Consider the following 17509-nt stretch of genomic DNA (forward strand, 5'->3'; position numbering starts at 1 on the left):
GTGGGGTCTCGGCTAGCCAGTTATTCGGCAGGAGTGTCGTAAATTTCTTCAATCCAATGGGGATTACAGGAAAAAACCATTAAGCATAATCAGGTCTTGTTTTAAAATCATGGTTCGAGATGAGACCATTCCGAACCCTTTTTTCTACAAATAGAAACCAGCCCGTAAGCTGGTTTTTCAACATTGATTCATGCTTGAACTTCGTCTTTTTCGTAAATCGGCACCCATCCCGCAGCTGTTACGAAAATCCGGACAGCAACAGTTTTCCTATCTTCCGCGAGCGTGAAATAATGTCTTGTTGATTCTGGTACACTAATAAGATCTCCTGGATTAAGCCGTACATCAAACCACTGTTTATCATTGCCTTCAATGGCAAAGATACTCGTTCCGCCTGCTATGAAACGCACTTCATCATCTTCGTGATGGTGTTCCTGCTTAAAGTTTTCAAGCATTTGATCCAAGTTCGGGTTTGCATCGGATAATGTGATGATATCATGGGCTTTATAGCCTCTTCTTTCAGAGATTTCCGCTATCTCTGATTGGAATGTTACAAGGATTTCCTCCTTGTCAGCATCTGTTAAATCGTATTTTTCCACAAGATGGGCAGGTAATTTAGAAATGTCCCATTGTTCATAAATAACCCCTTGTGTTTCTAAAAAACCTTTTACCTGTTCACCGTTTTCAATAACCTCGTTTGTTTCATGGAATCTGATCGTCGCCATCATTCATTCCTCCTCTATGAGTATTTATCTTATAGAACCTGCAAACGCCTTTTGTTGATTAAGCAACAGTTGATATTGAAATAAAAATTCGCAAGCTTCAAGTATTCTTTTTGCTTCGAATCCGCTTTTGCCCCAAACCGTAATGCCATGATTGCGTATCAGCACAGCGCCAGAGTCTCCTTCAACATGCGGCTTGAACTTATCGGATAGCAGCGGAATGTCAGCGTGATTATATATGATTGGAATCCGAAGCTCCGAATCTTCATCCCACCGACCGGTCGCTTTAATGATTTCATGATTACGAAAGGAAACTTGGCCTTCATCTCCGTACAATTCCGATATCACATTATTTTCAACCGTATGGACATGGAGTACACAGTTCGCATTGGTTTTTCGGTAAATGTCTGTATGAAGTAAAGTTTCGGCCGATGGTCTTAGGTTCGTTTCTTCAACTGGTTTTCCTTTTAAATCCACCAGTAAAAAGTCCGAATCCGATTGCTTCCTTTTATCCTTACCGCTTGCGGTAATATAAAAGAAAGGGCTTTTGGGTTCGCGGATGGACAAATTCCCGCTAGTTCCCATAAACCAATCCCTTTCGGCCAGTTCAGCTTTAATATCTGCCAACTCCTGCCATTCTTTAGAATGAGTGTTCACGCTTTAACCACCTCCTGCTGCTTTATAATGTCAATTACATCAAAAAATGTTTCGAATCCTTGATGTGGAATTCCTTCCCTATCGCATTTTTCAAGCAGTATGTCACGGGCTATGACAAAATCGGCCTGTTTTGCCGCTTCAAAATCCGTCACTGAATCTCCAATAACGAGTTTAAAATCTTCCGGACCTGTAATTTTCCTCATAATGGATGGCTTGCAGCAACCGCAATCATTACTACATTGCTCATCACAAGCATGTGGCCACTCAATATAAATCTTTTCCTTATCAAAAAATGCATGGTTGCAATAAACGGACTCTGTTGGCAAGATATCATTCAAAAGGGGTGCAATGAAAAAATCCATGCCCCCGCTTACAATATATAAAGGGATATTGGCTTGTTTCGTATACTCAACGAATTCATAAAACCCCGGACGAATGCCGGCCGTTTTTCTTACATATTGGATGATGTCATCCTTCAAGCCACTATCAAGCAGGGAAAACATATCCCCAACTCCTGAAGATATACTGATTTTTTGCTGAAGGACACCGTCTTTCAACGCTTCCCATTCCGGAGGCGCAAATTTCTTCATAATTGAAATGATATTATCTGTGTTGGTGATCGTTCCGTCAAAATCACAAAAGATGATCGGTTTCATTATTTCTTATAGGCCTCCCCACAACACAAGAGCTTTTTTTAGGGTTTCTTCCTCAGCCGCCGCTTCAGAAAGTTCCTTTCCTGCCAGAACGGCTTCCACAGCAGAACGGAAAGCCTTGGCACCGCCCTCTGCTCCGTCAGGGTGCCCGTGAATTCCGCCTCCGGCATTAATTACACTATCATGCCCGAAATCCTTGATCAGGTCCGGAACCATGCCCGGATGAATGCCTGCAGAAGGAACAGGGAAGGCTTTTTTCCATGCAAGTTCATCTTTTGTCAGAGCTTCAGCAATCGCTAAGGTCTCCGTTTTTTCAAGTGCGACATTTCCATAAGGAGAAGGGAACAAGGATAAATCCGCACCTGATAATCTAACTAATTTACCAAGCAATAATGGATAGCCGATACCATAAAATGATGAAGATGCCAATGCTCCGCTATATGCGGGGTGCGCCATGATCGGCAACTTGATACGATCATGTTCACTCAAGGCCTGCAATACATCCAAACCATATGTATGAACGTTGAACAATAAAGCATCTGCCCCTGCTTCAGCCGCTTGCTCTGCCTTATCCAATAATTCAAATGTTTTCCCTGATAGATTGACAGCATATAAAGTCCGGTGGCCAGTAGTTTCATAGACTTCATTCAATATTCTTTTTCCCGTTTTTATTCTATCGAAAAATGGAGTCAGTTCCTGATCAAAGAGGATCTCATCATCCTTAACTAGATCGACACCTCCCAATGCTTGTTGCCTCAGTTGCTCATTATGAAATGGTAGGTCTCTTCCCAATACGCCTTTAAAGATGCTCATCACCAAGGGCCGGTTAAATACGCCAACCTTTTCCCTTATGCCTTCAATGCCAAATTGCGGCCCGGGAAAAGCTTTTTGAATATCACCGACAAAATCCAAGTCAATAAGTTTTATTTCACCGTCCAATGAAAGTTTGCCGAAGACCGTCGTAAGGATTGCGGGTAAATCATTGGAGAAATTCCTTGCCGGATAGGCAATTTTAATCAGCGAACGGTATACTTTCCGATTAAAGTAGCTGTTTGCCCTCTCATCTTCAGATAGGGGTGTCACCGATACGACGCGTCCCTTATGTTTTTCCAGTTGTTTCTGTACCAAATGTGGCAAGTCCGTCCATGTCCCCACAGTCAGACCCAAGGCAATGCTCTCTGCTTTTTTCTCATGATTTCCATTAAAGTCATGAATTAAATAAGTAGCGACTATCTCGCTCATCTGATCACTCCTATAACACGTTAGTAAACTCTCGATGTCATTAATAACCTGAGATGGTCTCAAAATGGCAAAAGCCCCTTCATAAAGAAGAGGCTTTAAAAAGCCATCTTCTTATCTCCCAGCCCTCGGCTGCAAGAATTAGCACCGTGCCTTGTGGATTTCAAAAAAATCCGGCGGAAGGATTCCGCCCCATTTTACAATGGAATTACGGTCGGTTGCTGGGCTTCATCGGGCTAGTCCCTCCACCTGCTCAAAATAAGAAAACGCTGATATATAAGTTGCATCCAAGTATCGAAAGATTAAGAATTTATTTTGTATTCTGACAGGTAATTCCTACTTTGTCAATAAGTTTTAACTATTTAAAGGTGAATCATATTGCATTAAAATAAGTTTAATGTACGTATTCGTTCCACAGCCTCTTGCAGCCGTTCTTCCGAAGTCAGTAGCCCTACCCTGACATAACCTTCGCCAAATTCACCGAACCCATTCCCTGCGGCAACAGCTACATGGGCATGCGTTAATAAATAGTCCGCAAAACTCTCGGACGTAAAACCTTCAGGTACTTTGAGCCAGGCAAAAAACGATGCCGCTGGAGCTTTGACATCCCAGCCGATGGCCCTCAATCCCTCAATGAAAACATTCCTTCGCCCCTCGTACATCTGCACTAACTGCTCTACACAGGTCTGTGAGTCAAGCAAAGCGCTTGCCGCAGCTTCTTGTATCGCCGGGAAAAGACTCACATAAAGATGGTCTTGTAATAGTTCAAGAGCTTCTATTACACTCTTATTGCCCACTGCGAAGCCGACTCTCCACCCTGCCATATTGTATGTTTTCGATAGAGTGTATATTTCAACTCCTACATCCTTCGCTCCCTCCGCCTGCAGAAAACTTATCGGTTTTTTTCCGTCGAATCCTATCGCCCCATAGGCAAAATCATGGACCACACATATTGAATGTTCTTTTGCAAAGGAGACGGTTTCATCAAAGAAACTTTCAGTTGCAGAAGCGCCTGTGGGATTATTCGGATAATTCAAGAACATCATTTTGGCTTTATCAAGAACTTCTTTATGTATGTCATCGTATTTCGGAAGAAAATCATTTTCTTCTGTCAAGGGCATCAGTTCGGTCTTTGCCTGGGCTAAAACAACACCGGAAAGATAATCCGGATAGCCGGGATCTGGAACAAGGATCGTATCACCTGGATTCAATAAACACTGCGGAAGTTCGACAAGACCTGCCTTGCCCCCGAAGAGAATCGCCACTTCACTATTCGGATCCAGCTTGACACCGTATTCTCGTTCATAAAAGACGGCAGCAGCATCTTTTAAATATTGATGTCCCCGGAATGGCGAATATTTATGATTAATCGTTTTTTCAGCAGCAGACTGCAAACTTTTGACGATATGTTCCGGCGTCGGCTGATCAGGGTTTCCCTGGCCTAAATTAATGACATCATGTCCTTGTTCCGTGATTGCATTGACTTTTGCGACCAGTGAAGCAAAAAACTGCTTGGGCAGGTCCTGAAGCAGTCCGGATTTTTCGAATTGCACCATTTATACACCTTCTCTGAAATTTCTTGAAATTCTAGTCACAAATGATATATGTTTATCGTAGTCTTGTAAAGCATTTTTTACGTGTGGGGGTTTTAACGATGAAGTGGAAAATAACTTGTATTCAAATGGATATAGCCTTCGGGCAACCAGATATCAATTTTCAGGTTGCAGAGCAATGGATGGAAAAAGCAGCTCGGTCCGAACCCGATATCGTCACATTACCAGAGCTTTGGACAACCGGATACGACTTGACCAGGCTGAATGAGATTGCTGATCAAGAGGCAGAAAAAACGATTGAATTTCTTAAAACACAGGCACAGAAACACCAGATTCACATCATCGGCGGTTCCATTGCGAAAAAAACAAGCAAGGGAATCTATAACACCATGATCATCATCGATAAACACGGAAAGCTCATTAAAGAATATGATAAGCTTCACTTATTTCAATTAATGGATGAACATCATTTCCTGCAGCCAGGTGAAAAAGATGGTTTATTTACTCTTGATGAAAAAATATGTGCCGGGTTCATTTGTTATGACATTCGTTTCCCTGAATGGCAGCGAGCCCATACCGTTCAAGGCGCGGAAGTTCTGTTCGTTACGGCTGAATGGCCAAAGCCGAGACTCGATCACTGGAGAGCTTTATTGATAAGCCGTGCCATCGAGAACCAAGCCTATGTTGTAGCCGTTAATCGTACAGGCTCGGATGTCAATAATATATTTGCGGGTCATTCCTTGATTATTGATCCATGGGGGAATATCATAAGTGAAGCCGGAGAAGGAAACGAACTATTGACAGGCACCTTGGACTTCAACAAAGTTACGGAAGCACGTAACAAAATACCTGTATTCGAAGATCGCCGTCCTGATTTTTATTAATTTACCCATTGACAAACTATTTAAAAAGTTGATATTATTTTCCCGAAGATTAAAATTTCAGAAAACATTTACTCTTATCAAGAGCAGGCTGAGGGATAAAGGCCCTATGAAGCCCAGCAACCGACTGTAATACCATTGTGAAATGGGGCGGATTCTCCGCCGGATTATTAAATCCACAGAGCACGGTGCTAATTCCACCAGAATTCATTTTCTGGAAGATAAGAGGTCCGAAGCCAAAACTTCTGCCTCTTTCTATATGAAAGAGGCTTTTTTATTCTTATTTTGAATCTGGAGGGGAAAAGAATGACTCAAAACCATTCAAATTTTAAGAGATTGACAAACGAAACAGCTATAACTCTTGCAAAAAAACTTGGGTTGGTCAATGCGGATGCAAGTTTGAAATGTAATGAAATCGGCGATGGAAACTTAAATTATGTTTTTCATATTACAGACACGGTCACAAACAAAGGTATAATAATCAAACAAGCGGTCCCTTATGCCAAGGTACTTGGTGAAAGCTGGCCGCTGACATTGAAAAGGGCAGCCATTGAAGCGAATGCGCTGATTCATTTCAGAAGTTATTGCCCCGAATTCGTACCGCAAGTTTACTATTCGGATGAACAGCTTGCCATCACAGTCATGGAGGATTTATCGCACTTGAAAATCGTTAGAACAGGATTGATTGATGGCGATTCATATCCATTGCTTTCACAGCATATTGGTGAATATGTTGCGAAGACTGCATTTTATACATCCGATTATCATTTAAAACCATCCGCGAAAAAGGAAGTGGCCCGACATTTCACGAATCCCGAACTCTGCAAAATAACTGAGGTCTTTATTTTCACGGATCCATTTTTTGAGGAACTCCCGGGAGATTTCGAGGTGGAATTGACTGATGCCGCCAAAAATATATGGAATGATCAAGAAGTGATACTTGAGGTCGCTAAGCTGAAACAAAGCTTTGAAACCGAGCAGGAAGCCTTACTTCATGGAGATTTACATACTGGAAGTATATTTGCAAGTGAAACTGAAACAAAGGTTATCGACCCGGAATTCGCTTTTTATGGGCCCGTTGGTTTTGACCTTGGTCAATACACCGCCAACCTTCTTTTTCAGGCAATTACACGAAATGGCGCTGGTAAGGAAGAGATTTTCTCACACCTTCATGAATTTTGGAATGCCTTTGAAGAAACTTATACCGAATTATGGGAAGCCCAAAATAAAAGCCCATTCCGCCATGTAAAAGGGTATCTGCCTTATTTGCTGACAAAATTCAAAAAAGATGCATTCGGTTTTGCAGGCTGTGAACTGATTCGGCGAACCATTGGCCTTTCCCATGTTGCCGATTTAAACGTCATTGAAGATAAAGTATCAAGGATCGCAGCCAAAACGTCAACATTGGAAATCGGTACTTTTTTAATTAAAAAACGGGAGGAATTGGATGTTCCAGCCCTCATTGAAGCGTTGAAGCAACGGACACTGCCATCTTACTCAACCATTTAAAAGGAGACCTGCACATGACTACACTAGCACCCTTACCATATTCGGTACAATGGGCTGATACCCATATTACATTATTAAATCAACAAGCCCTTCCTTCCATAACTGAATTTATTGAACTTCATTCTGTTGATGATGTATATGACAGCATTTTGACATTAAAAGTTCGCGGTGCACCAGCAATTGGTCTGACGGCAGCATTTGGTGTTACACTTGGTGCCAAACAGGAAACAACCTCTGAATTAGGGGAATTCAAGAAAAATGTAACGAGGCACATTGAAAAACTCGCATCTTCACGGCCAACTGCAGTCAACCTTTTTTGGGCGTTAAAGAGGATGGAGAACACCTTGCAGGCTGCTCAAAGCATTTCAACTGCCAAAGAAGCCCTTGTATCGGAGGCTAAAGCCATCTTTGCTGAAGATGAAGAAATGTGCAGGAAAATCGGGGAACATGGTTTATCCCTCTTCACTAGAGGAGATTCCATTCTAACACATTGTAACGCTGGGGGAATTGCCACAGCTCGGTATGGCACAGCCTTGGCTCCCTTCCACCTCGCTAAAGAAAGGGACTTTCCGCTAAAAGTTTACGCATGTGAAACAAGGCCTGTCCTGCAAGGGGCGCGTTTGACGGCTTGGGAATTGATGCAAGCGGGAGTTGATGTCACCTTAATTTCTGATAATATGGCTGCCCATACGATTCACCAGAAACGGATAAATAGAATTATCGTCGGGGCCGACAGGATTGCGGCCAATGGAGATACAGCCAATAAAATCGGGACATTGGGATTGGCCATATTAGCCAAGCACTTTGGTATCCCCTTTTATGTAGCCGCACCATCAAGCACATTCGACCTTTCTATCGAATCCGGCACATCCATACCGATCGAAGAACGGAATGAAGCAGAAATCACCTTCATTCAAGGTGTAAGGATCGCTCCGGAAAACGTGAAGACTTTTAATCCTGCCTTTGACGTTACACCGAATCATCTAATTACAAGCATCATTACCGAAAACGGCATCATAACACCGGATTACTTTAAAAATATTCCGCATTTTATTAATTGATCCATTGGTGATAAAAAACGAGAAGGATTTTTTATCCCTCTCGTTTTTTTAAGATGATTGAATTAAGATTATTCTTGCGAGGTCTATAATACAATATTAAATTTCGAACATCTTCAGTATAAGGATGTCTTCGATAATAAAAGATAATTGGACATTCTTATTATTTTGAAAAGAACTCCTGAAGTGCCTTTTTATTTTCAGTGCAGTCCATTTCCAAAACGGCTCCGGACTGGGGATATGTTTCATCTTTAAAGCTTCCTTCCACTGGAACCCTTAGGGTTTCGACGGTGTCCGGTGTATGGAAAACGGCTTTTGGTCCCATTTCCATTATTGTTTTCAGACCAATATCCGTATCCAAGTACGATAGTCCTTGTTCGATGATGCTAGGAAGGGCTGCCATCCCTTCGAAGGATGAGATTTGATTTATAAACGCTGTTTTTAATTGAACCATTACTTCTTGTTGACGCTCAACCCTACCAAAATCACTTTCATCATCATGTCTAAAACGGACATATTTCAATATTTCCTCACCATGTAAAACATTTTTACCGACGCTTGCTTGGATGCTCATATCATCTATGATTTCCTGATCCACATTCACCGCCACCCCCTCAGGGGCAAGTAAATCCACCATCTTCACAAATCCTTGGAAGTCGATTACCGCTACATGATCGACCTTGACATCGAAGTTTTCCTGTATGGTTTTCTTGAGCAATTCCCTTCCACCATAATAATAAGCAGCATTTATTTTGTCATATCCTGATTTATTCCCGGGGATTTTCACATAACTATCACGCATAATGGAAGCCAGCTTCAGTTTTTCCTGCTCAGGAAAGTATTTTGCCAGGATAATCGCATCTGATCGAGATTTTTGCTCTCCCCTTGTGTCAACACCAATTAACAGAAATATTTTATCGCTTTCCTTAGTCTCTTCATTGGTTAGTTTTTTTTCCGTACCTTCATTTCCATTTTGTTTGGGTAAAGGCGCATAGGTGCAGCCTGCCAGAATCAAGACCAATAGATATATGAACCATACCTTTTCTTTCATTACCTCACCTCATCGGAAAATTACCCCTATTCTCTGCCTAATTTTGGAATCCTATGCATGAAACGACAAAAAAGCCTGCCAACGATATTCGCTGACAGGCTTTTCGGTCAAAATCATTTATTGATTTCTTTCTTTAATACTTCCACTGCCTTTTTCACTTGTGTGTCGTTCTTAAGGATTTTCTCCTGGATGACCTGCATCAATTTCACGGTAGTATCATCCTTAATGGTGCCGGTTTCTTTAATTTTTTGTTCCCTTTGGAATGCTGTTACCGCATTCGTGGTTGCTTCATCAAAGAATCCATCTATCTTACCCGGATCATGGCCTGCTTCCTTCAGCATCTCTTCAGCCGCTTTCACTTCACTCGAAGAATCGGATGCTTTCAATTCCTTGTCAGGCGAAATGTACGGAAGGCTGGCATAATCAGGAAGCTTCACAGTAATATCCGGCTTGATCCCTTTTTTATGAATCCAATTGCCTTCAGGAGTCAACCATTTAGCTGCCGTATATTTGAAGTTAGATCCATCTTCAAAGTCTTCGGCAGTCTGAACTGTCCCTTTCCCAAATGACTTGACACCGATCAATGGAATGTCCGCAGACTCACTGACAGCCGCTGCAACGATTTCAGAAGCACTGGCACTTCCATCATCAATCAACACGACTACCGGGATTTTCAGTTCTCCATCATTCTCCGATTTATAGACATCTTTTTTCCCGCTGCGATCCTCAACTTGAAGGACCACTTTCCCATTAGGTATGAACAGGCTTGCCATTTCTATTGCTTGATCAAGAAGTCCTCCTGGGTTTCCCCGCAAATCCAATACGAGACCCTTCATATCCTTCTTCGACATTTCCTCAAGCGCCGTTTTCAACTCTTGAACTGTATGTTCGGAAAAACTGGTCACTTGAATTTTTGCAACTCCATCATCAAGCATTTCCGCATATACCGTTTCAATCGGAATTGTGTCCCGTTTAATGGTGAGCTCAATCGGTTCCGACTCACCAGCTCTTGAGATGGAAAGATCCACTTTCGTTCCCTTTTCGCCCCTGATTTTCAGGACAGCTTCAGAAGAGCTGAGTCCTTCAACACTTTTACCGTCCACACTTAATATGATATCATTCGGTTTTACCCCTGCTTTTTCTGCTGGGGACCCTTTTATCGGTGAGACGACCATGATTTGTCCATCCTGCTCCTGAATCTCAGCACCGATTCCTTCAAAAGATGAAGAGATGCTCTCATGGAAACTCGATGCTTCCTTTTTATCCATATAAGCAGAATAGGGATCATCCAATGATTTGATCATTCCATTAATTGCGCCGTCAACAAGTTTTTCTTCATCAACCTCTTCATAATAGTCATCTTTTATCTTATCGTATGTAGAATACAGCTTTTCAAATTCCGCATGCTTATCCGGTGCTAATGACTCTACTTTTTCATCTCCAAAGGTCAAGGCTATTGTAGTAATCCCTGCAGTTAGAAATATGACTAAGAAAATCCCCATAATGAACGTAAACTTCTTTATTTTAATGAATTTCCCTGCCTCTTTTGGCTGTTTTTGATTTTCTTCTTCCACTGAAGCCTCACCACTTTCATTCTTCATGACGATATAAACGATTTCATTCCTATTTTATCAGCTTTCATGCCAATCGAAAAATAATAGTTATCAAAAATAACAACTTATAGCCATATGTATTTTTTAATAAACTTCAAATCATGGAGAATGCTCCAAGGACAACAGGCATCTCCTGATATTACAAAAATGCGGATACCTGGAACAAATGAGCCTGTATCCAACCTGCCATTATACAGCATCACTTATTCCTGGTCACCCGCCTGTCATTTACATCCAATTATCAGTCCTGGATAGCTGCTTCCAATGCCACTTCAACCATTTCGTTAAAGGTTGACTGGCGCTCATCCGCCGACGTTTCCTCACCAGTTAAAATGTGATCGGAAATGGTCAATACAGATAAAGCTTGGCGTCCAAATTTAGCAGCAAGCGTGTAAAGGGCCGCTGACTCCATTTCTATCGCAAGTATTTGGTATTTTGCCCATTTTTCCAATTCACTATTATCGTTATAAAACTGATCGGCCGTAAATACATTACCGACCTTCAATTGCAAGCCCTTTGCCGTGCCGGCGTCATAAGCTTTTCTAAGTAATTCGAAATCCGCGGTCGGGGCAAAGTCCACCCCGCCGAAAGTCATACGGTTCATTTGGGAATCGGTGGAAGCGCTCATTGCAAGGATCACATCCCTGACTTTTACATCTTTTTGAATCGCTCCTGCAGTTCCCACACGAATCAACTTCTGGACATTATAGCTATTCATCAATTCATTCACGTAAATCGAAATGGATGGGACACCCATGCCTGTACCTTGTACAGAAATTCGTTTTCCTTTATATGTCCCTGTATATCCAAACATGTTACGAACTTCGTTATAAAGTTTAGCATCCTCTAAAAATGTTTCAGCAATATATTTTGCACGCAACGGGTCCCCAGGAAGTAAGACCGTTTCCGCAATTTCATTCTCTTTTGCACCAATATGTACGCTCATACGACTATGTCCTCCTTAACTTGTGGTTGAAATGATATTCAAAAACTACTATACCATATCAACCACAAGTTAGGAAAATCGAACCTTATCTGGAATTTGAAAAACTGGAAATCACGAAACGACTTTTGGCACCCTTCCTAAATCGCAAACAAAACGGCGGAGGTCCGCCGTCTTTTTTTAATGGTTAATAAAATTAAGGGAAAGGAAGCTGCTAACCGTCTTATGACAGCTACTCATCGACTTCTTCATCAATTATGCATTTTTCAAGAAGATATTCGAATGTGATGTCAGCAAGATCTTCAACTTCAGCTTCTGTTGGAAGATAGCCCCGTCTTATCAATTCTTGAAAAAAGAATTCCGCTATCTCTTCTGTATCAATAAAAACCTCAATTTCTCGCAAATCATCGCCCCCTTATTTAAAGGTCTATGAATGTGTAGAGACAAATATACCAGTAAGGCATCCCTTAATGGAAAAACATATGAAGGGTCTATCGTTATCAAGTTCCATTCGTGTTCAATTAGAATGGATACTTCTATAGGGAATCTGGAATTTGCCCTTTATAGATGCCTTTCACTTCGTTTGCTTCTTTTTATGATCTGGATAAATTTCCTCTGCCGCCTTTTCTATTTTAGCGAGGGCGATCTTCATGATGTGACGATATTCATCATCGCCAAAATGTTCGTAGAGCTTACAATAATCATTATATAAATCCAACAGGCCATCAATCATTTCCTTTTTTTCATCTTTTGTCATTGTCATTTCTCGCTCACCTTTACCAGGGTTGTTTTGTTTAGCAATGATAGCAAGCTCATTTTTCTTTTGAGGAAGGAGCAGACCCAACTTTTTAATGATTCCATCTGCACGTTTAGCATCGGCAATCAAAGTCAGTTCTTCTTCATGCGCTTCAAGCCATTCACCATCAGAGATTCTTGATAACTCATAGATTACATCCTCCCAGGCATTTTCCTTATAGCGCCAAATTTCCGTTCGATAGCCGATAATCTTGAAATAATCCTGTTCATATCCATCCACTTGGACCAAGTCACCTAATAAAAATTTATATTCAATATCGATTTGTTCTTTCGGATAAAGGATTTCTCCTTCATATTCATTTATCGATTGCAATGTTTTTTCGATATAAAGACCTTCACTATAGTTCACTTCATACACATAAGCACCATCGAGAAATTTCACATCGGTTATATTCCCGACTGTCCCATACATTGTTATTACGACTGTATCGCCTAATTTAAATTTCGGCTGTTTTTTTTTGCCCATAAGAGACATCCCCCAATATGGTCCTTATCGTTTGATTAGTAAATTATATGCACAAACAAACATGGAGGTTAATGGAAATAAGCGGGCATTTTGCTCATTTAGCTAATTAACATGCCCATTTATTTAAGGGCACTACAACCAAAAACCGCCTCATTTAATGAGACGGTTCGTAGTGGGGATTGTGAGCGTCACTTTCGTTCCTTCGTCGCGGACGCTCTCAATTTGGAATTTCCCTTTTAATTCCTCCATTATCTGGATGCATGTCGCCACACCTAATCCGTTTCCATCCGGTTTGGTGGTATAAAAGGGCATACCGATATTTTTTAAATTCTCGGGACTGATGCCTTTTCCATCATCGCTGATCACTAATCTTATATATTGGGAGATGGAATTGTGATGCAGTTCAATCTGCCCCCTTGCTTCGATGGCTTCACATGCATTATTCAAGACATTCAAGAGAACCTGCCTTAACCGGTTCCTGTCTGAATAAACAATGACGGATTGTGTCATACCATTAATTATTCTTACATGAGAACTCGGAATTGAGGAAGTATAGGTATCTATAATTTCATCAAGGAAATCCTTTAAATCGATTTTCTCCCATTCCAGTTGATGCGGTTTTGCCAAATCAAGAAGTTGTGTCACAAATACATTGACCCGATCCACTTCATGAAGCATGACATCGCTATATTTTTCTATCAATGATTTATCATGATCCTGGCTCTTCAATAGTTGAAAAAAACCCTTTATTGTCGTCAATGGGTTCCTGATTTCATGGGCGACACCGGCAGCTAGCTGGCCTACATATTTCAATTTTTCCGTACGGACGATTTCCTTCTCACGATCTTCTATCGTTTCCATCATTCTTAGAAAGGCAAGGTTCAATTTTTCCATTTCCTCGAAGCTTCTTTTATCGGAAATGATGAATTCCTTTCCTCCTATGAAATCCTCTGTCGCTTCGACAAGTTCTTGAACTGGCCGAACGAGGGTCTTTGTTAGTAAATAAACAGCCAGAATGATAGAAACAAAAACGATGCTGTAGATGGTCAGGTACCGTGTCAATAGGTCATTCAAAGGCTGAAACACCTGCTTCTTATCAGCACCCACAATAACAAACCATTTATTCTCTGTTTGTGCTACCGTATGGACAGGCTTGATGGAATATATTTTTTCCCCATTCTCTTCACTGTATAATTCATCCGTTAACGATGCTCCCATCAGCTTATCTTTCGTTAATCCCATTTCTCTCAGGGCAGAATCCTGCATCATGCCATGTGGGTCTTTTTTCGAAATCATGATGCCTTCTTGGTTGATCATGTAAAAGTTGACTGGGTATTTATCGCTAATTTCATTAGCCTTTTTCTCCATCATCTCCCAAAGCCCTTCCAATCGGAAAGCTGTGGATACGACTCCGATCATTTCCCCTGAATTATCATATACCGGAGCACTCAGAGCTATAATCGGTTCTGAGAAAGCCCGGGTTTTATATACGTCTGAAAGGAATTCATGACCTTCTATTGCCTCTTTGAACCATATTCTCTTCGCGAGGTTATCCCCGATCATTTTATTGGATGTATCTGCAATGACATTGCCTTCCATATCCAAATGCAAAACTCCGTAATAATTTCCTTTTGCATCGATAAACTTTTTTAGTTCATCTGACTTCTCTTCTTTTGAGTGGCCAGGATTGATGATTGCAGAATTTGCACTCATTAACTTCACATCACTGATCCGTTCGTTCAAATAGCTGTATGTTTCATTTACAATATTCAGTGAACCTGCATTCAGGGCATTTTTTGCTTCCTTCTCCAGAAGGGAGCGTTGTGATCCATAGGATATGATTCCCAAAATCAGAAGAGGAACACTTGCAATAAGTAAAGAATAAAGCAAAATTCGGGTTTGAAGGCTTTTTAACATCCTTCCGATCCTCCCTATTCCTGATCTCCCAATATGAGCCCTTCTTCTATTTGGACATACTGTTCCCACGCTTGATCGAATACTGACATACTTTCGAGATAGTCTGCATTCAATTCTAAATAACTGCTCAGTTCATTATAATCAGTCGATTGTTTTGGGAAGCCATGATCCTCATAGGCATAATTGGCAAATTTAGTGATTGCATCAATTTCCTTTGGTTGTCGAAATTTCATTAAATATAAATAAAATGGTCTCATGATGTCGAGCCCCCCCCTAAAATAACTATGATTTCTGCTTTAATATATCGGAAACTTTCGCTTCCGTCCACTTTTTTAAAAAACAATTTGGTTTTTTCTTCCTCATTTTATGAAAACCGCGATTTTTCAACACAAAATGCATACGTTAAATTACGAAGCTATACTAACATATCGTACTCATTCCATATTGATTACATCCTTTTAAGATTTTTTTATATGATCCGAGGAAAGCGAAGTGCTTCAATATTATTTATCCTACTCTTCGTCCAATAAACCCCATTCCCATAATAAAACACGTGGCGCATGTCCTAACATGCTGCTTGAAGGCTGGCGGAATTTCTTCAAAAACTCATTAGCCAATTTAAACGCTGGCCATCATTTTCTGAAATGGAAAATCCCCTTCACCTAGGATAGAAATAGTGGTTTACACTGTTCTGTCTAAAATGAGGGGATTAATTCATTTATGGAAAAGTAATACACCTGCCGCTAAAAGTCAAAGTAATTACGTTTCAACAGCCTTTTCATGTTCATTAGCTCACTGTACTTCGTTTGTTTTTCAAGCTTTTTCGAATCAATTAAAAATAATTGATCTTCAATTTCCTTTACTATTTCATCACTTTGAAAAAAGGCATCGCAACTTTCACAATGAGATGAAGGGGTTTCCGTAATTTCAACCGCCCTCGTACCATCCGGCAGTTCCCAATACACAGTCCCCTTTACTGATGCAAGCTTCCCTTTCTCACACCATGGACACAACTCCATGCTATTCATCCCCCTTAGGAGTGCTCTTTTTTTGCTGTGCCTGGAATTTCTTTTCTTTTAACAAATCTCGCTTTTCACGTTTGCTCTTCAATGAATCATGCTCTGGGTTGGTCACGTAATTTTCACGTCGGTTCATTCGCCTCAGCCCTTCAGGCACTAAATTGAATTGCTTGTCGTTCATTAAACCGGATATACCTATATCTGACTGTTTTTCTTCCATATCAGGATATACCCCTTTGAAATAATCATCTGCAAGTCCTGGTGTATATTGCTCAGGTTCAGGATATGTGGTTATCACACCTTCAAAATTGCGCAGCACCGTTTTTGTTGGAGATTGTGAAAGGATATAATTCGGCTGCAGGGTGATTTTCCCTCCCCCTCCTGGAGCATCGACGACGAAGGCAGGTACTGCATACCCGGATGTATGGCCCCGGAGCCCTTCGATGATTTCAATTCCTTTTGAAATGGGTGCCCTGAAATGACCGATCCCTTCCGAGAGGTCGCACTGATAGATATAGTAAGGGCGGACACGGATCTTAACAAGATCATGCATCAACTTTTTCATGATTGCGACACTGTCATTTATCCCTGCTAAAATAACTGCCTGGTTGCCTACAGGTACACCCGCATCGGCAAGCATCTCACATGCTTTCTTTGACTCTTCGGTAATTTCTATCGAGGTATTGAAATGAGTATTCAGCCAAACCGGGTGATATTTTTTTAAAATGGCACATAAATTTTCAGTGATTCTTTGAGGAAAAACAACCGGTGCCCGTGTACCTATCCTGATTATTTCAACATGAGGAATTTCCCTTAAGTTTTTGAGGATATATTCAAGGATCGTGTCATTGATCAATAATCCGTCCCCGCCGGAAATAAGGACATCCCGAACTGCCGGTGTGTCACGGATATAACCGATTGCTGCGTCCAATTGTTTTTTGGGCACGCCCATGCCAATTTGGCCTGAAAAACGTCTTCGCGTACAATAACGGCAGTACATGGAACATTGATTCGTCACCAAAAAAAGAACGCGATCCGGATATCTATGGGTCAATCCCGGTACAGGGGAGTCCTCATCCTCATGCAGGGGGTCTTCCATGTCATATTTGGTTTTATGCATTTCTTCCGAGATTGGGACCGATTGCATCCTGATTGGACACCTTGGGTCATCTTTATTCATTAACGAAGCATAGTATGGGGTGATATTCAATGGAATGGTTTTTGTGGAAATCCTCACACCTTCCTCTTCATCCGGAGTCAGGTTTATCACTTTTTTCAAATCATCAACTGTTCGGATCGTATTTGTAAGCTGCCACAGCCAGTTGTTCCATTGTTCTTCGGTTACATCTTTCCATAGCTCTATATCTTTCCAATTGCGATCTGGCTTATATAAGTCAAATAACATGGTTATACCT

The 17509-nt window shown here is 41.1% G+C and carries 17 protein-coding genes and 2 riboswitches; of the genes, 3 read left to right on the top strand and 14 right to left on the bottom strand.

Features of this window, described 5'->3' with window-relative positions:
• Window positions 1-188 precede the first annotated feature (188 nt).
• From ADA55_RS18900 to ADA55_RS18920, 5 genes are all read right to left on the bottom strand, one after another.
• Entirely contained in the window at window positions 189-722 is a 534-nt protein-coding gene (locus ADA55_RS18900; protein ID WP_048686713.1) for a cupin domain-containing protein, read from the bottom strand.
• A 24-nt stretch (window positions 723-746) separates the two neighbouring features.
• Complete coding sequence (locus ADA55_RS18905) at window positions 747-1376, bottom strand: methylthioribulose 1-phosphate dehydratase (RefSeq protein WP_048686715.1); 630 nt, start codon at window positions 1374-1376, stop codon at window positions 747-749.
• The gene (locus tag ADA55_RS18910) at window positions 1373-2032 is read right to left on the bottom strand and encodes a 2-hydroxy-3-keto-5-methylthiopentenyl-1-phosphate phosphatase (RefSeq protein WP_048686717.1); all 660 of its coding nucleotides are present in this window, start codon (window positions 2030-2032) and stop codon (window positions 1373-1375) included. Before ADA55_RS18910 ends, ADA55_RS18905 begins: the two co-directional genes overlap by 4 nt.
• 6 nt (window positions 2033-2038) lie before the next feature.
• Entirely contained in the window at window positions 2039-3271 is a 1233-nt protein-coding gene (gene mtnW / locus ADA55_RS18915; RefSeq protein ID WP_048686719.1) for a 2,3-diketo-5-methylthiopentyl-1-phosphate enolase, read from the bottom strand.
• Window positions 3272-3379: 108 nt separating this feature from the next.
• Window positions 3380-3533: riboswitch (SAM riboswitch) on the bottom strand.
• Window positions 3534-3651: 118 nt separating this feature from the next.
• The gene (locus tag ADA55_RS18920; protein ID WP_048686721.1) at window positions 3652-4824 is read right to left on the bottom strand and encodes a pyridoxal phosphate-dependent aminotransferase; all 1173 of its coding nucleotides are present in this window, start codon (window positions 4822-4824) and stop codon (window positions 3652-3654) included.
• 98 nt (window positions 4825-4922) lie between these two features.
• On the opposite strand from ADA55_RS18920, the gene ADA55_RS18925 reads away from it, so the two are divergent.
• The 3 genes from ADA55_RS18925 to mtnA all read left to right on the top strand — a co-directional run bounded on the left by ADA55_RS18925 (window position 4923) and on the right by mtnA (window position 8272).
• On the top strand, window positions 4923-5705 hold the full coding sequence (locus tag ADA55_RS18925; RefSeq protein ID WP_048686723.1) for a carbon-nitrogen family hydrolase: 783 nt from the start codon (window positions 4923-4925) through the stop codon (window positions 5703-5705).
• A 71-nt stretch (window positions 5706-5776) separates the two neighbouring features.
• A riboswitch (SAM riboswitch) is annotated at window positions 5777-5930 on the top strand.
• Between the two features lie 78 nt (window positions 5931-6008).
• A complete protein-coding gene (gene mtnK / locus ADA55_RS18930; protein WP_048686724.1) occupies window positions 6009-7211 on the top strand; it encodes an S-methyl-5-thioribose kinase in 1203 nt (400 codons plus the stop codon).
• 14 nt (window positions 7212-7225) lie between these two features.
• Window positions 7226-8272, top strand: coding sequence for an S-methyl-5-thioribose-1-phosphate isomerase (gene mtnA, locus ADA55_RS18935; RefSeq protein WP_048686726.1), 1047 nt, complete (start codon window positions 7226-7228; stop codon window positions 8270-8272).
• A gap of 160 nt (window positions 8273-8432) precedes the next feature.
• Here mtnA and ADA55_RS18940 read toward each other — a convergent pair whose 3' ends face one another.
• The 9 genes from ADA55_RS18940 to ablA form a co-directional block, all read right to left on the bottom strand.
• The gene (locus tag ADA55_RS18940; protein ID WP_048686727.1) at window positions 8433-9320 is read right to left on the bottom strand and encodes an LCP family protein; all 888 of its coding nucleotides are present in this window, start codon (window positions 9318-9320) and stop codon (window positions 8433-8435) included.
• 113 nt (window positions 9321-9433) lie between these two features.
• Window positions 9434-10894: a S41 family peptidase gene (locus tag ADA55_RS18945; protein WP_226990506.1), complete on the bottom strand. Its 1461-nt coding sequence runs from the start codon at window positions 10892-10894 to the stop codon at window positions 9434-9436.
• Between the two features lie 280 nt (window positions 10895-11174).
• Window positions 11175-11879 (bottom strand): purine-nucleoside phosphorylase, encoded by a 705-nt coding sequence (gene deoD / locus ADA55_RS18950; protein ID WP_034307509.1) that lies wholly within the window; start codon window positions 11877-11879, stop codon window positions 11175-11177.
• A 229-nt stretch (window positions 11880-12108) separates the two neighbouring features.
• A complete protein-coding gene (locus tag ADA55_RS28005) occupies window positions 12109-12279 on the bottom strand; it encodes a YozD family protein (protein ID WP_064505166.1) in 171 nt (56 codons plus the stop codon).
• A 171-nt stretch (window positions 12280-12450) separates the two neighbouring features.
• The gene (locus ADA55_RS18955; RefSeq protein WP_034307510.1) at window positions 12451-13158 is read right to left on the bottom strand and encodes a hypothetical protein; all 708 of its coding nucleotides are present in this window, start codon (window positions 13156-13158) and stop codon (window positions 12451-12453) included.
• Between the two features lie 150 nt (window positions 13159-13308).
• Window positions 13309-15075: an ATP-binding protein gene (locus tag ADA55_RS18960; RefSeq protein WP_048686732.1), complete on the bottom strand. Its 1767-nt coding sequence runs from the start codon at window positions 15073-15075 to the stop codon at window positions 13309-13311.
• Between the two features lie 14 nt (window positions 15076-15089).
• A complete protein-coding gene (locus tag ADA55_RS18965) occupies window positions 15090-15332 on the bottom strand; it encodes a YozE family protein (RefSeq protein ID WP_034307512.1) in 243 nt (80 codons plus the stop codon).
• Window positions 15333-15818: 486 nt separating this feature from the next.
• On the bottom strand, window positions 15819-16094 hold the full coding sequence (locus tag ADA55_RS18970) for a YokU family protein (RefSeq protein ID WP_048686734.1): 276 nt from the start codon (window positions 16092-16094) through the stop codon (window positions 15819-15821).
• Between the two features lies 1 nt (window position 16095).
• Window positions 16096-17499, bottom strand: coding sequence for a lysine 2,3-aminomutase (ablA, locus tag ADA55_RS18975; protein WP_048686737.1), 1404 nt, complete (start codon window positions 17497-17499; stop codon window positions 16096-16098).
• Between the last annotated feature and the right edge of the window lie 10 nt (window positions 17500-17509).

The organism is Bacillus sp. 220_BSPC (assembly GCF_001054655.1).
Lineage (GTDB): Bacteria > Bacillota > Bacilli > Bacillales > DSM-1321 > Peribacillus > Peribacillus frigoritolerans.